The sequence below is a fragment of the Nocardiopsis tropica genome (genome assembly GCF_042660575.1).
GTDB classification, from domain to species: domain Bacteria; phylum Actinomycetota; class Actinomycetes; order Streptosporangiales; family Streptosporangiaceae; genus Nocardiopsis; species Nocardiopsis tropica.
This window is the reverse complement of sequence record NZ_JBHSUF010000008.1, coordinates 148,798-162,076: the sequence shown is the minus strand read 5'-3', so window position 1 is coordinate 162,076 and position 13,279 is coordinate 148,798. Positions and strand designations below refer to the sequence as shown.

The window sequence follows — 13,279 nt, the reverse complement described above, 5'->3', positions numbered from 1 at the left end:
GCACACCAGGGCATACTCAGCCCCACTGCCGACCCGCGGTTCCCGCAGGTAGCTGGCTTGCGCAGGGCCCCCATGCGCCCCCTGGTCGGGGCGGTACCGCTACCTGGTTCACGTCGGGTGCAAACCCTACAGAGATACGTACGCACAGTTCAGACGGTTGGTAACCGGCAAATAACATGTTTAACCGACATAAAAACCGTCCGCCGACCTATGACACCGGATGTCGGCACCGCAAGACGTCTATATGTGATCTATGCCACTCTGCTTTTTATGGTGACCCTTGTCACATATGCGAGACAGATGCGTCGCGCGACGGTACGTGTCGATTCATAACCGTAACGTAAGCGTCCGGCCGATTCCAGAGCCGCCGCCGGTCAGGAGGCGTCGGGGCTGATGGGCGTGCGGACGAAGTTCTGGTGCGACCTGGACGGCGTCGGACCGCGCTGCCCCTGGTACCGGGAGCCGTAGCCCACGGAGCCGTACGGGCGCTCCGCCGGGGAGGACAGGCGGAACATGCAGAGCTGGCCGATCTTCATGCCCGGGTACAGCTTGATCGGCAGGGTCGCCACGTTCGACAGTTCGAGGGTGACGTGCCCCGAGAAGCCCGGGTCGATGAAGCCCGCGGTGGAGTGCGTGAGGAGGCCGAGGCGGCCCAGGGAGCTCTTGCCCTCCAGCCGGCTCGCGATGTCCACCGGCAGGCTGACCACCTCGTAGGTGGACGCCAGCACGAACTCGCCCGGGTGGAGGATGAACGCCTCCTCCCCGTCGGTCTCGACCAGGCGGGTGAGGTCGGGCTGTTCGACCGAGGGGTCGATGTGGGGGTACTTGTGGTTCTCGAAGACCCTGAAGAAACGGTCCAGCCGCACGTCGATGCTGGAGGGCTGGACGAGGCCGGGGTCGTAGGGGTCGATCCGGACCCGCCCGGCATCGATTTCGGACTTGATATCGCGATCGGAGAGCAGCACGGTCCGAACCTACCGCCTGCGACAACGCACCATAGGCGGGACGGCCGGACCGCGGTTGCCGCGCCGAGTTGCCCATGGGGGGCGGAGTTGGGCTAGGATGGCGTGCGTCGACAACCGGACTTCCGGCGGTCACACGCGGATGTAGTTCAATGGCAGAACTTCAGCTTCCCAAGCTGATAGCGCGGGTTCGATTCCCGTCATCCGCTCCAGCACGAGAACGGCCAGGTCGCTCGGTGAGAACCGAACACCTGGCCGTTCCGCTTTCCCGGGGCAGGACCCCCGAGGCCGTGCCACACACGTGCCACACGCCCGTCAGGGCGACTCCGCGGCGAAGTCACCGGACGTCGATCACCTCGATGGCACCGGTGGCTTTGTTCGTGCGTCGAAGGGACACCGGGCGGATGCACACGCCGTGGTCGGCGGCGACCTGTTCGGCCACCTCCCGGGCCAGATGTTGCGCGGGCCGTTCGGCCCTCGTTGATTCACCGGTGGGCGTCGGCACCGGCCCGCCCCGTATCGAAGGAGTTCGAGACGGTATGAGCGCCACACCCAACCCGGAGAGGTTCTTTCTCCCCATGGTCGCCGTCATGTTCACGCTGATGTTGGCGGTCTCGTTGCCGCTCGCACTCCTGACGAGTTGGCCCACGTGGCTCACGACCCTCATCGGGAGCGGCGCCAGCGGTCTGGTGAGCCCCCTCGTCGTCCGCTGGATCCTCGACCGGCGCGAACGCGTCCGGAGCCGCCCCTCACGTAGCGCCGAGGAATAGCCCCCCTGTGCACGGCGACGACGCTCGTCGACCCACGCATCCCCGCGAACTCAGGGCGGGAGACCTCCACCGGATGAGTGCCCCTGCGCAACCGGCCCGCCGACCGGTCGTCTTCACCGCTCTCCTCACCGGAGTCGGAGTGCAATGGGTGGTACTGGAATGGCTGACCGAAGGGCGGGTCAGCGGTGCGGCTCTGGCTTCGACCGCTTTCTGGTCGGTGCTTCTGGCCAGGGCCGTCAGCACCTACAAGCATGAACGCCGCAACGCCCCCGCACCTCAGGTCGCCTCTTCGGCCGAGGAAGACCCTGCCCCATAGACGTCGGCCACGGCGGTGATGCCGTCGTCGGAGACGTGGGCGGCTCGGCCCCGCACCGGCGCCCACGGGCAGGGACACGAACCCGGCCACCAGGTCGCGCCGCGCACCCACACTTCCCACAAGCCCGCCTCGGAGGAGTTCTCCCAGTTCAGAGGCTCTCCTTGAGGTTCGGGAGGCGCCATCCCCGGTCGGCTCCGGAATCGACGTCTACTCTGTCCTTGATTTCGGAGAGTGCTCACACGATTCGGCACCGTGACGCGGCGCCCTCTCGTGGAGCGCTTCGCGGACCGTCGCGCTCACGCGTCCGCCCACGCCCCCTTCCCCGCCGGCCGCGCCGGTCCGGGTGACGGTCGGCGGGCGGCGGCCCCTGCGGCAGGCGTTCCCCCACCAGGAGACGAGGCGGAACCATGCACGAGCGCGTCGAGCACTCGAACACCCGCGGCACCACATCTTCCCCCGGGCGCGGGGGCGCCGCGGGCGGGACCCCTGCCCCGTCCTCGTCCGCCGTCGTCGCCGGGAGCACGCTCCTGGTCGAGCGGGCGCTCTCGGAGGGCCGGAGGAACTTCGACGCCCTCGGCCGTTCCTGGGACCTGCTGCCCGGGGTGTTCTCGCCCGCGCTCACCTCCAGTACCGGGTTCTACACCCGCCACCTCCCCTTCCCGCAGGGGGGCCGCTTCCTGGAGATCGGCTGCGGCGCCGGGGTGACCGCCGTGCAGGCCGCGCTCTCCGGGTGCGCCGGGGTGACCGCGGTCGACATCGGCCCCGCCGCCGCCGCGAACACCGCCCGCAACGCCCGGCGCCACGGCGTCTCCTCCCGGGTCAGGGTGGTGGTCGGCGACGTGTTCGACGCCGTCCCCGACACCGGGTACGACCTCGTCTTCTGGGCCATCCCCTACGTCGCCATGCCCGAGGGCTACGAGCACCCCTGCGATCTGACCCGCGCGGTCTTCGACGTCGGCCACCACTGCTGCCGCTCCTACCTCGCCGGCGCGCGCGCCGTCCTCGCGCCCCGGGGCCGGCTCTTCCTGGGGTTCGGGGACATCGGCTACCGCGACGCGATGGAGGACCTCGCGGCCGCCCACGGCTGGCGGCCCGAACTCCTGGCCGCCGAACGGGCCGAGCCCGACCACCACATCGAGCACCAGATGTTCGAGCTGCACGACACCACCCGCACGGCGGGGGACGCCTGACCGGACGCCGGCTCGCGGCCGTCGGCCGCCGGGGACCGCGTCACCCGTCGGTGCGGCGGAACCGGTACCACTGCGGGGAGGTACGGTCCATAGGCCACCCCAGGCCGGCGGTGTCCGCGTCCTCGGCGGCGAGGAGCTCCCACCCCGGGAACGCCGTCTCGACGTCCGCCCGCGAGACTCCCTCGACGAGTCGGCTGTACCGCGACGGCCCGAACGCGAGCAGCAGCAGGGCGGCCCCCGGCGCGGCGAGCGCCGTCACGCCCCGCCCCTCCGCGGCCCGCTGGTCCGGGTCGAGGCCCTGGAAGCAGCCGACGTCGAGGAAGAGGTCGAACGCGCCCAGGCCGGCCGTCTCCAGGGCGGTCGCGTCGCCCACGGCGTAGGAGACGTCCGCAGGACCCTTGCGCCGGGCCGCCGCGATCGCCGCCGGGACGATGTCGACGCCCACCGCCTCCCACCCGCGCCGGGCGAGCTCGGGGGTGAACTGTCCGCGTCCGCAGCCGATGTCCAGCGCCCGTCCGGGGCCGGTCGGGCGCTCCCGCGCCTCGCGGTCGAGGAGGGAGCCGAGCTGGGCCCCGCCCGCGGCGCCGTAGCGCTCCCAGGGCGTGAGGCCGAGACGATACATCCACGCGTATTTCGTCATGGTCCCAACGTAGGCCTGTCCTCCGGAGCGGTCCGGCCAACCCCCTTGAACCGCCTCCGGGGCAGCGGATCCGCACGTCGGGGGTCCGGGCTCCGCCGCCGGGAGCGGCGGATCCGACCGTTCCGGCGGCGCGAGCGGGGCGGGACCGCTGCTCCCCTGTCAGGGCTGCCGCGCCCGGCCCCGGCAGGAGCGCCGGTGGCCGGTCTCCGGGGCCTGGACCCCGCAGGCCCGGCTCCGCCTTCCCCTGCCTCTTCCGCGCGCCCGTACGCGGCGCCGTGTCGTCTATGGTTGGCGCGAGTAGATCCCTGATGAGACAGGGGTTCCGGGCGCGCCAGCGCCGGTTCCCCCGCTCTGTGGCGTGAACCCCCTTGCAGCGAGGTAGAGACCCCTATGACCGACAACTCGTCCCCGTCCACCCCCGACAGCTCCGGCCGGCCGCCGCAGATCGACACCACGCGGACCCACTCGGCCCGCATCTGGAACTACTGGATGGGCGGCAAGGACAACTACCCGGTCGACCGCGAGGCGGGTGACGCGGTGGCCGAGTTCTTCCCGGAGATCAGGGACCTGGCCCGCACGAGCCGTGACTTCCTGATCCGCGTGGTCACCCACCTGGCGGGGGAGGCGGGGATCCGCCAGTTCCTCGACATCGGCACGGGGATGCCCACCGCCAACAACACCCACGAGGTCGCCCAGGCCGTCGCCCCGGAGTCCCGCGTGGTCTACGTGGACAACGACCCCCTCGTGCTCGCGCACGCGCGGGCGCTCCTCGTCGGAACGCCGGAGGGGGCCACCGACTACATCGACGCCGACCTGCGCGATCCCGACAGGATCCTCGAGCAGGCCGCCCAGACCCTCGACTTCGACAAGCCCGTCGCGCTCATGCTCATGGGCATCCTGGGCCACGTGCCCGAGGACGAGATCATGCCGATCGTGGGCCGGCTCATGGACGCCCTGCCGCCCGGGAGCTACCTGGCGAGCTACGACGGCTCCAACACCAGCGAGGCCTACAACCAGGCCATCGAGGTGGGGAACAAGCAGGGCGACGTCCCCTACCTCCTGCGCAGCCCGGAGGTGATCGCCGCCCGCTTCGAGGGCCTGGAGCTGCTGGAGCCCGGCGTGGTCCCGTGCCCCCTGTGGCGTCCCGGCCCCATCGAGGTCGGCACCCGCCGCGGCATGGACCAGTACGGCGGGGTGGCGCGCAAGCCCTGACCGGGACAGCGGTCCCGGGGGCGCCGTCCCGGGCCGGGGCGGCGCCCCCGCCCCGGCCCGAACAGCGCACTAGTCGGGGCGGGCGAAGCGGCGCGCCCCGACGAGCAGGAACACCGCGCCGAAGGCGGTCAGCGCCATCAGCTCCCCGGAGACCGGCGGCCGCACGCCCCACAGTTCCAGGCCGCGGAACATCCCGTCGGCGGCCCCGGCCGGCAGGTGGGCGGCGAGGACGCGCCTGGCCGCGTCGACCGCGTAGGTCAGGGGGTTGAGGGCGGTGAGGGCGACGAGCCAGGACGGCAGCCCGTTGAGCGGGAAGAACGCCCCCGACAGGAACACGAGGGGCCCCAGGAGCAGGCCCGTGGCGGCCTGGAAGCTCTTGGGGCTGGGCACGCAGACCGCCAGCAGCGCCCCGAGGCAGGTCATGGCGAACGACGCCGGCGCCAGTACCGCGACGAACCCTGCGAAGAGGAGCGGGTCGTAGGGCACGCCCGCGAGCCCGGCGAAGAGGAGCAGGATCCCGCCGTGGCACGTGGCGATGGTGGTGCCCGCCAGGACCTTGCCGAGCAGCAGCGACTCCCGGCGCACGGGCGCCACCAGCATCTCCCGCAGGAAGCCGAACTCCCGGTCCCACAGGATGGAGGCGCCGGTGGCGAACGCCGGCGGCTGGATGGCCATCACGAGGACGCCGGGGAAGAGGAACGTCACGTAGCCGACGCCGGAGCCGTCCTCGGGGACCACCGTCCCCAGCCCCACGCCCAGGGCGACGAGGATCAGCAGGGGTTGCAGCAGGCTGACGACGAGGTGCATCCGCTCGCGCTGGAACGTGATCATCTCGCGCTTCCACACCGCGGCCGCCGCGCGTCCCTCGGAGGCCAGGCGCGCGGCCGTCGGCGCGGGGCTCACGCGTCTCCCCCCTCTGCGGGCTCCGAACCGATGCTGCGGCCCGTGTAGTGCAGGAACACGTCGTCCAGGGTGGGCCGGACCAGGGACACCGACGTGACGGAGCCGCCGAGGGCCGCCATGACCGCCGGGAGCACGGCCGCCCCGTCCTCGACCCGCACGACCAGGGCGCCGTCCTCGACGGAGGGGCTCAGCCCCAGGGAGTCGGCCAGCCGCCGCGAGCACTGCCCGGGGTCGGAGGCGACCAGCACGATGCGGTCGCGGCCGATCCGCGAGCGGAGCTCGGCGGGGGTGCCGAGGGCCACGACCCGCCCCCGGTCCAGGATGGCGATCCGGTCGCAGTTGTCGGCCTCGGACAGATGGTGGGTGGTGAGCAGGACGGTGGCCCCCGTCTCGCTCCGCATCCGGTGGACGTGGCGCCAGACCTCGGCCCGGCTGTGCGGGTCGAGGCCGACCGTGGGCTCGTCCAGGAAGAGCACGTGGGGGCGGTGCAGCAGGCCGCGGGCGATCTCCAGGCGGCGCTTCATCCCGCCGGAGAGCGTGCGGACCAGGCTGCGCCGCCGGTCGAGCAGGTCGGCCAGGGTCAGCATGGCCACGACGCGCTCGCGCACCTGGCGGCGGGGGACCCCGTAGAGGGCGGCGTGGATGGCCAGGTTCTCCTCCGACGTCAGCTTGTCGTCCAGGGTTGAGCCCTGGAAGACCACGCCGATGGACCTGCGGACGGCGTCGGGGGAGACGCGGACGTCGTGCCCGGCCACCCACAGTCCGCCGCTGGTGGGCCGGGTGAGCGCGCAGAGCATCGAGATGGTGGTGGACTTGCCCGCCCCGTTGGGTCCCAGGAACCCGAAGATCTCCCCGGGGTGGACGAGGAGGTCGAGTCCCCGGACCGCTTCCACCCCCGGATAGGTCTTGACCAGTGCCTCTGTCCTGATCGCCGCCGGGGGCGAGGATTCGGTCCGATCCCCTGGCGCCTTTGAGGACGTCACTTCGAGCGGAACTCGGGCCTGTGTTCCTGGTTCCAATTCGCTCCTCATGGGGGCAAAACCATCCGGCTCGGGGGCCGAGCCGGGTCATCCCGTCCCACCGGCGTTTTCGCGGGGGGTGGAGGGGGATCACTACCCCTGGCAAGACTACCCAAGGTAGTCGGCCATTAACAAAAAGTTGCTAGATCTGGAGGACTCATGTCCGCACAGGAACTGCCCCGCGACGCCGGATCGCTCGACACCACCGCTCTGATCTCCCTCGGGGCCGAGACCGAGCTCATCTCCGAGCGGCTCAACCTGGAGTGCCGCAACACCTGCGTCTCCGGCTTCACCATCCGCTGCGACGGCTACTCGCTCTAGTCCGGCCCGGACCCGCCCGGGTACCGCCGACCCCCCGAGACGACCGTGACGCACCCCGTCGGGGCGCCGTGAGCACGAGCGCCGGACCTTCCGACGCGGGCCGTCCGGAGACGATCGCCCTCCTCCACCTGTGCCATGAGGGAGCGCTGCCGACCGGGGTGGACGGCAGCGCGGGGCGGCGGTACCGGGACCGGGCCCCCTTCACCCCGCCGCACGCCGGGTTCACCGTGTGACCCCGGCGCGCCGGCCGCGGGGCGGTCGGCCGCTCAGCCGGCCGCCCCGTCTTCGACACCGACGACCACGAGGGAGACCAGGGTGCGGGAGCACACCGGCACACGCACGTGCACGGTCGGCATACGGGAGCGGGCCGTCGAGGCGGGCCGGGTGGTCTCCGACTACGGCCCATGGACCGACGTGGCGCTTCCCGGACTCGACCTTCCGCCCCAGGGGTGGAAGATCCACGTGTCGGCCCGGCCGGTCACCCTCCTGTCCACCGTCGAGCGCGTGCTCCCCCTGCTGCTGCGCACGCCGTGCAGGTTCAAGTTCGCGCGCACCACGGAGGCCATGCGCGAGCTCAACTCCCACCACAACCGCCCCGGGGCCGTCGGCAAGGGCGTCACCGTCTACACCCGCCCGGACGACTTCGCCGGCCTGGCCGAGAAGCTCGCCGCCGAACTCGTCGGGGTGGAGGGGCCCGGGATCCCCAGCGACCGCAGGCTGCGGCCGGACGCGCCGGTCTACTACCGCTACGCGCCGTTCGCCGGCGTCTACGGCATCGACGGCAACGGCGACTTCCAGCTGGTCCTCCACGACGCCGAGGGACGCGAGCGCCCCGGCGCCGCGGACGGGCGCTACCAGCCGCCGGACTGGCTTCCCGATCCGTTCACGGGACACCCCCCCTCCCCCGGCGGGGCCGACCGGGAGCCGGTCCTGCTCGGCGGCCGCTTCCTGGTGCCCGGCGCCATCGCCCACACCGCGGTGGGCGGCGTCTACCGGGGCTCCGACCGGGAGTCGGGCGCGGGGGTGGTCGTCAAGGAGCGCCGCGCGTACACGGGCGAGGACCTCGACGGGTCCCGCGACGCGCGCCACCGGCTGCGCGGCGAGGCCGCCGTGCTGCGCCGCCTGGAGGACGTCGCGGGGGTCCCCCGCGTGGTGGACCACTTCCGGCACGGCGCCGACGAGTTCCTCGTCACCACGGACGTCGGCCCCCGGGACCTGCGCACCGACGTGGCCGAGAACGGCACGTACACCACCCCGGAACGCGACCTGGAGCGCCTGGGCCGCGACCTGCTCGGGCTGCTGGACGCGGTCCACGGGCGCGGCGTCCTCGTGCGCGACCTCGCCCCCAAGAACATCGTGCTGGCCGACGACGGCGCCCCCTCCCTGGTGGACTTCGAGATCAGCAGCCTCGACGGCGACCAGGTGCACGGCTGGACCCCGGGGTACTCCTCCCCCGCCCAGGAACGCGGCGAACCGGCGTGCGAGGAGGACGACCTCTACTCGCTGGGGGCCACCCTGCTGTACGCCGCCACCGGCACCGAGCCGGCCGCCCGCTCCACCCGGGCGGTGCCCGACGACGGGCGCGCCCGCACCCTCCTGGCCTCGCTGGGCGACGGCGTCCCGCCCTGCGCCCGCGCGGTGCCGGGGCTGATGTCCCCCGACCCCGCCGAGCGCAGGGCGGCGGCCGACCTGCTCCGCAGGGGCGGGGACCATCCGCCGCTCCGGGCCGAACCGCGCTACACCGTCACCCCGCACTCCCTTCCCGCACTGGTCGCGAGCGCCCTGGAGCAGACACGCGGTGTGGCGCGCGACCTGCTGTCCGGACGCGGCGGCTCGCCGGGAGGACGTCCCAGCCCCACCAACCTGTACCGGGGCGCGGCGGGCGTGGGCACGGAGCTGCTGCGCCAGGGGGACGCCGAGTCCCGCGGCCTGGCCCGCGCACTGGCGCACTGGACCGCGGGTTTCCTCACGCTGCGCCGGTCGCTGCCCGGCCTCCAGGACGGCGAGGCGGGCACCGCCCTCTTCCTGGCCGCGGCGGCCCGCGAACTGGACGAGCCGACCCTGGCCGACGCGGTGCGCCCCCTGGCGCGGACCGCCCCGGAGTCGGTCCCCGAGACCGACTACTCGTCGGGGCTGGCGGGGATCGGCCTGGCCCAGCTCCAGCTGTGGCGTCTCTGCGGGGACGGGTCCCGGCTCGACCTGGCGCAGGGCTGCGCGGAGCGGCTCGTGGCCTCGGCCCCCGCGGAGGGGCTGCGCGCCTGCCCGCCCGACCTGCGCGACCACGAGGAGGTGACGACGCGGCTGGGGTTCGCGCACGGCGTCGCGGGCGTCGCCCACTTCCTCCTGTGCCTGGAGGCCGCCACCGGCGACACGGCCGCGGGTGCGGAGGCCGCGGCCTGCCTGGAGGTGCTGGCCGGGTTCGTCCCGGGGCTGGTCTCGGCCGCCTCCGCGCCCGAGGCCCGGCCCATGGCCGCCTCCTTCTGCCAGGGGCTCACCGGGATCGGCGGGGTGCTGCTCCGGGCCGGCGCGGTGCGGGGCGAGCCCCGCTACACCGGGCTCGCGGAGACGACCGCGTCGCACTGCCGCGCCCTCGCCCCGAAGATGCAGGTCGCCTGCCAGTGCTGTGGGCTGGCGGGGGTCGGTGAGTTCCTCCTCGACACCGCCGGGCTCACGGGCGGGGCGGCGTACCGGGACGCGGCCGTGGACGTCGCCGGGCTGGTGCTGGTGCGCTCCGCCGGGACCCCGGAGGCCCCGGTCTTCCTCGACCACACCCGTGAGCCGGGCGGCGGGTGGGCGACGGGGGTCTCCGGGGTCCTGTCCTTCCTGCGCCGGCTCGACCGTGGCGGTCCCCGGGACTGGCTCGGGGACGAACTCCTGGCCGCCCGCCGCTGACCGCCCGGTCCGCGCGGCGTCCCGGCCCCGCACCCCCGCGGGGGTCGTCGCCGGCGGCGGCGCGGTGCGGCCCCTCGGCCACGCGCGGTAAGCGGCCGACGGGGGCCGACGGGGGCCGACGGCCACGGTGTCCGCGGTTCCTCTGCGGCACCGGCTCCCGTGTGTGGCACACGGTGCCCGGGAGGGGTGGGAACACCCTCCTCGGACGAGACGGCCCCGCGGCGACCGACCGCCCCGGGCGCTGTCGGCGCTCTCACCTGCGACGGTTCCGTTACCTTCCCGTGACCGTGTTTTGGGCGTGGTCACCGGGGCAGGGCAGGACGACCCGACGACAGGAGGTGCCCCCAGTGGAAACCGGAACCGTTGTCATCATCGTCATCGCGGCAATCGTCATCATCGCCGTGGGAGTCGCGCTCGCCGCGCGCTCCTCGATCCTCCCGGCCCGGCGCACCGCCCGGCTCAAGAAGCGCTTCGGCGCGGAGTACTACCGCGCCGTGGAGGCCCACGGCGGCAGGGCGGCCGCGGAACGCGAGCTGTCCGAGCGGCTCGACCGCCACAAGGGCATGAGGCTCCGCAGGCTCACCGAGCGCGAGCGCGAGGCGCACGCCGGCACGTGGGCCGCGGTGCAGCAGGAGTTCGTGGACGACCCCGTCAGCGCCGTCCGCAACGCCCGCGGGCTGGTCGAGGGGATCATGTCCGACGTCGGCTACGCCGACCGCGCCCCGGCCGGGGACCGGGGCTTCGAGCAGCGCGCGGGAGACCTGTCGGTGGACCACCCCGCAGCCGTGGCCGAGTTCCACCGCGTGCGCGGCGCCGTGCGCCCGGCCGGGGCCGACCGGGTCGGCACCGAGGGCCTGCGCGAGGAGCTGGTGGCCTTCCGGGGCCTCGTGGAGGCCCTGCTGGGCGGGCTGCCCGAGTCCCCCGGCACGACCCCGACCGAGGCTCCGGGCAGGACCGTGACCGGTCCGGCGCGGAGCGGGACCGATACGGAGGTGGACCGGTGAGAGAGCACGACGAGACCGCCGCACCGGCGGACAGGAAGCAGAGCGGCGTCCGCCGGACCCCGCGGACGCAGGAGCGCGAGGACGCCGGCCGCCGGACGACGCCCGGGACCGCCGGGGTCCAGCGGCCCCCGGCCGAGGAGGTGCCGGAGCAGCGGCGACGCAGCGGGGTCCACGCGGACCCGGCACGGGCGGCGGGGCCCGCCCCGACCGCGCCCCCGCCCCCTGCCCCGGACACAACGCCCGGCGCCGCGCGGGCGGTGGCGGTCGACGCCGAGGTGTCCGACCCCGCCTCCGCCCCCTCTCCCCCTGACGCGCCGGCCCCGGCTCCCGCCGGGTCCGCCGCGCCCTCCGGCCCGCGCGGCGCGGAGGACCCGGCAAGGCGGCTCGGGCCACGCGGCATGGACCCGGGCGACGTGCGGAAGCGCTGGCAGGAGACGCAGGGCGGGTTCGTCGACGATCCGCGGGGAACCGTGCGCGAGGCGGACGTGCTGGCGGCCGAGGTCGCCGACGCCGTGATCGCCGGGATCGAGACGCGCCGGGCCGCGCTCCGCTCCGCGTGGAGCGAGGGCGACGGCTCGGACACCGAGTCCCTGCGCCTGGCCCTGCGCGACTACCGCTCCTTCGTCGAGCACCTGGTCGACGCGGGCAGGTGACGCGGACACGACACGCGGGCCGTGCGGCACCGGGCCGCACGGCCCGCGTGTCCCGACCGTTCCGCTGTACTCGCCCCGGGGCCGGGTCTACCGTCACTGTCATGGGCACCAGGGGAACGGTCACACGGACACGGCTCGTCGACCGCGCACGCGAGCTGCTCGAGGCCCACGGTTACGCCGGAACGGGTCTGGAGCAGGTCCTGGCCGCCAGCGGCGCCCCCCGCGGCTCCCTCTACTTCCACTTCCCGGGAGGGAAGGACGAACTGGTCGCGGCGGCCCTGGAGTCCGCCGGGGCCGAGATCGGGTCCCGCATCCGGGAGCTCTCCGAGGAGGCTCCCGACGCGGCCGCCCTCGTCCGGGGGGTGGTCGACCTCTTCACCGCCAGGATGGAGGGGTCGGCGTTCACCAGGGGCTGTCCCCTGGCCGCCACCGCCCTGGACGTCTCGGCCACCAACGACCTGGTGCACACCGTGTGCAGGAGGGTGTACTCCTCCTGGCAGGCCACACTCGCGCAGCGCCTGGTGGCCGAGGGGCGCGGGGCCGAGGAGGCGGACGCCGACGCCTGGTCCGCGCTCTCCCTCGTGGAGGGGGCGCTCCTGCTCTCCCGCGCCACGCGCGACCGCGGGCCGCTCGACCGGGCCCGGGGCACGGCCTCCCGGCTCTTCGGCGGGGAGTGACCCCCGCCCGCGGCGGCCCGGGTCAGGAACGCGTCCAGACCCCCGAGGTCCCCCTGCGGTGGCTGTCCACCAGGTGGGTGTCGACCATGCCGATCGCCTCCATGAGGGCGAACACGGTCGTCGGACCGGTGAAGGAGAACCCCGCGCGGCGCAGGGCGCCGGCGAGGGCGGCCGACTCCGGCGACTCGGTGGGGATGTCCTCGACCCGCGCGGGGGCCGGGGTCCGCTCGGGCCGGAAGGACCACACCAGGTCGACCAGCCCTCCCGCGCCGCGCAGGGCGACCGCGGCCCGCGCGTTGCGGACCGTGGCGCGGATCTTCCTCTCGTTGCGCACGATGGAGGCATCCCCCATCAGCCTCTCCACGTCCTCCTCGCCGTACCCGGCCACGGTGTCGGGGTCGAAGCCGTCGAAGGCGGTGCGGAAGGCCGGCCTCTTGCGCAGGATGGTGGCCCAGGAGAGTCCCGCCTGGAACGCCTCCAGGCTGATCCGCTCGAAGACGCCGCGCTCGTCGCGGACGGGCATCCCCCACTCGGTGTCGTAGTAGTCGCGCAGCAGCGGGTCCGCCGCCGCCCAGGGCGGCCGCACCAGCCCGTCCTCGCACACCAGCGCGCCGCTCTCCGTGGCGGCGAACCGCGTCTTCCCCGGTTTCTCCGGCATCTCGGATGTCCTCTCCACGGCCTCGGCGCCGACCGGCCCGCCGCGTCCCGTCCGCCACCCCT

Annotated in this window: 14 protein-coding genes and 1 tRNA gene; 10 read left to right on the top strand and 5 right to left on the bottom strand. The window is 74.0% G+C overall.

Annotation, left to right across the window (positions count from 1 at the left end; genetic code table 11):
* Window positions 1–374: 374 nt before the first annotated feature.
* Window positions 375–965 (bottom strand): dCTP deaminase, encoded by a 591-nt coding sequence (dcd, locus tag ACFQBR_RS14830; RefSeq protein WP_344183570.1) that lies wholly within the window; start codon window positions 963–965, stop codon window positions 375–377.
* A gap of 135 nt (window positions 966–1,100) precedes the next feature.
* Between dcd and ACFQBR_RS14825 the strand changes: the two genes are divergently transcribed.
* The 3 genes from ACFQBR_RS14825 (at window position 1,101) to ACFQBR_RS14815 (ending at window position 3,238) form a co-directional block, all read left to right on the top strand.
* Window positions 1,101–1,174: transfer RNA gene (locus ACFQBR_RS14825), tRNA-Gly, on the top strand.
* Window positions 1,175–1,501: 327 nt separating this feature from the next.
* Window positions 1,502–1,732, top strand: coding sequence for a hypothetical protein (locus tag ACFQBR_RS14820; protein ID WP_344183574.1), 231 nt, complete (start codon window positions 1,502–1,504; stop codon window positions 1,730–1,732).
* A 723-nt stretch (window positions 1,733–2,455) separates the two neighbouring features.
* Window positions 2,456–3,238: a methyltransferase gene (locus ACFQBR_RS14815; RefSeq protein ID WP_344183576.1), complete on the top strand. Its 783-nt coding sequence runs from the start codon at window positions 2,456–2,458 to the stop codon at window positions 3,236–3,238.
* A 40-nt stretch (window positions 3,239–3,278) separates the two neighbouring features.
* Here ACFQBR_RS14815 and ACFQBR_RS14810 read toward each other — a convergent pair whose 3' ends face one another.
* Window positions 3,279–3,878 (bottom strand): class I SAM-dependent methyltransferase, encoded by a 600-nt coding sequence (locus ACFQBR_RS14810; protein WP_344183578.1) that lies wholly within the window; start codon window positions 3,876–3,878, stop codon window positions 3,279–3,281.
* Window positions 3,879–4,268: 390 nt separating this feature from the next.
* Between ACFQBR_RS14810 and ACFQBR_RS14805 the strand changes: the two genes are divergently transcribed.
* Window positions 4,269–5,090: an SAM-dependent methyltransferase gene (locus tag ACFQBR_RS14805; RefSeq protein WP_344183580.1), complete on the top strand. Its 822-nt coding sequence runs from the start codon at window positions 4,269–4,271 to the stop codon at window positions 5,088–5,090.
* A gap of 69 nt (window positions 5,091–5,159) precedes the next feature.
* On the opposite strand, the gene ACFQBR_RS14800 is transcribed toward ACFQBR_RS14805, so the two are convergent.
* Together ACFQBR_RS14800 and ACFQBR_RS14795 are read right to left on the bottom strand one after the other, a co-directional pair.
* On the bottom strand, window positions 5,160–5,993 hold the full coding sequence (locus tag ACFQBR_RS14800) for an ABC transporter permease (protein WP_344183582.1): 834 nt from the start codon (window positions 5,991–5,993) through the stop codon (window positions 5,160–5,162).
* Window positions 5,990–6,886 (bottom strand): ATP-binding cassette domain-containing protein, encoded by an 897-nt coding sequence (locus ACFQBR_RS14795; protein WP_344183584.1) that lies wholly within the window; start codon window positions 6,884–6,886, stop codon window positions 5,990–5,992. The genes ACFQBR_RS14800 and ACFQBR_RS14795 overlap by 4 nt, the downstream gene beginning before the upstream one ends.
* Window positions 6,887–7,171: 285 nt before the next feature.
* Between ACFQBR_RS14795 and ACFQBR_RS14790 the strand changes: the two genes are divergently transcribed.
* The 6 genes from ACFQBR_RS14790 (at window position 7,172) to ACFQBR_RS14765 (ending at window position 12,559) form a co-directional block, all read left to right on the top strand.
* Entirely contained in the window at window positions 7,172–7,333 is a 162-nt protein-coding gene (locus tag ACFQBR_RS14790) for a cinnamycin family lantibiotic (protein WP_267947077.1), read from the top strand.
* Window positions 7,334–7,401: 68 nt separating this feature from the next.
* Window positions 7,402–7,566 carry a hypothetical protein gene (locus tag ACFQBR_RS14785; protein WP_344183586.1) on the top strand — a complete coding sequence of 55 codons (165 nt, stop codon included), beginning with the start codon at window positions 7,402–7,404 and terminating at the stop codon, window positions 7,564–7,566.
* Between the two features lie 82 nt (window positions 7,567–7,648).
* Window positions 7,649–10,225, top strand: coding sequence for a class IV lanthionine synthetase LanL (gene lanL / locus ACFQBR_RS14780; RefSeq protein ID WP_344183588.1), 2,577 nt, complete (start codon window positions 7,649–7,651; stop codon window positions 10,223–10,225).
* 347 nt (window positions 10,226–10,572) lie between these two features.
* On the top strand, window positions 10,573–11,229 hold the full coding sequence (locus tag ACFQBR_RS14775; RefSeq protein WP_344183590.1) for a hypothetical protein: 657 nt from the start codon (window positions 10,573–10,575) through the stop codon (window positions 11,227–11,229).
* Window positions 11,226–11,882 carry a hypothetical protein gene (locus tag ACFQBR_RS14770; RefSeq protein WP_352982302.1) on the top strand — a complete coding sequence of 219 codons (657 nt, stop codon included), beginning with the start codon at window positions 11,226–11,228 and terminating at the stop codon, window positions 11,880–11,882. Before ACFQBR_RS14775 ends, ACFQBR_RS14770 begins: the two co-directional genes overlap by 4 nt.
* Before the next feature lie 101 nt (window positions 11,883–11,983).
* Complete coding sequence (locus tag ACFQBR_RS14765; protein ID WP_267947082.1) at window positions 11,984–12,559, top strand: TetR/AcrR family transcriptional regulator; 576 nt, start codon at window positions 11,984–11,986, stop codon at window positions 12,557–12,559.
* Between the two features lie 22 nt (window positions 12,560–12,581).
* On the opposite strand, the gene ACFQBR_RS14760 is transcribed toward ACFQBR_RS14765, so the two are convergent.
* Window positions 12,582–13,217, bottom strand: coding sequence for a DNA-3-methyladenine glycosylase I (locus ACFQBR_RS14760; protein WP_344179606.1), 636 nt, complete (start codon window positions 13,215–13,217; stop codon window positions 12,582–12,584).
* Between the last annotated feature and the right edge of the window lie 62 nt (window positions 13,218–13,279).

Coding starts and splice junctions, on each gene's coding strand:
- ACFQBR_RS14820 (WP_344183574.1), top strand. CDS start 1,502: ATGAGCGCCACACCCAACCCGGAGAGGTTCTTTCTCCCCATGGTCGCC.
- ACFQBR_RS14815 (WP_344183576.1), top strand. CDS start 2,456: ATGCACGAGCGCGTCGAGCACTCGAACACCCGCGGCACCACATCTTCC.
- ACFQBR_RS14810 (WP_344183578.1), bottom strand. CDS start 3,878: ATGACGAAATACGCGTGGATGTATCGTCTCGGCCTCACGCCCTGGGAG.
- ACFQBR_RS14805 (WP_344183580.1), top strand. CDS start 4,269: ATGACCGACAACTCGTCCCCGTCCACCCCCGACAGCTCCGGCCGGCCG.
- ACFQBR_RS14790 (WP_267947077.1), top strand. CDS start 7,172: ATGTCCGCACAGGAACTGCCCCGCGACGCCGGATCGCTCGACACCACC.
- ACFQBR_RS14765 (WP_267947082.1), top strand. CDS start 11,984: ATGGGCACCAGGGGAACGGTCACACGGACACGGCTCGTCGACCGCGCA.
- ACFQBR_RS14760 (WP_344179606.1), bottom strand. CDS start 13,217: ATGCCGGAGAAACCGGGGAAGACGCGGTTCGCCGCCACGGAGAGCGGC.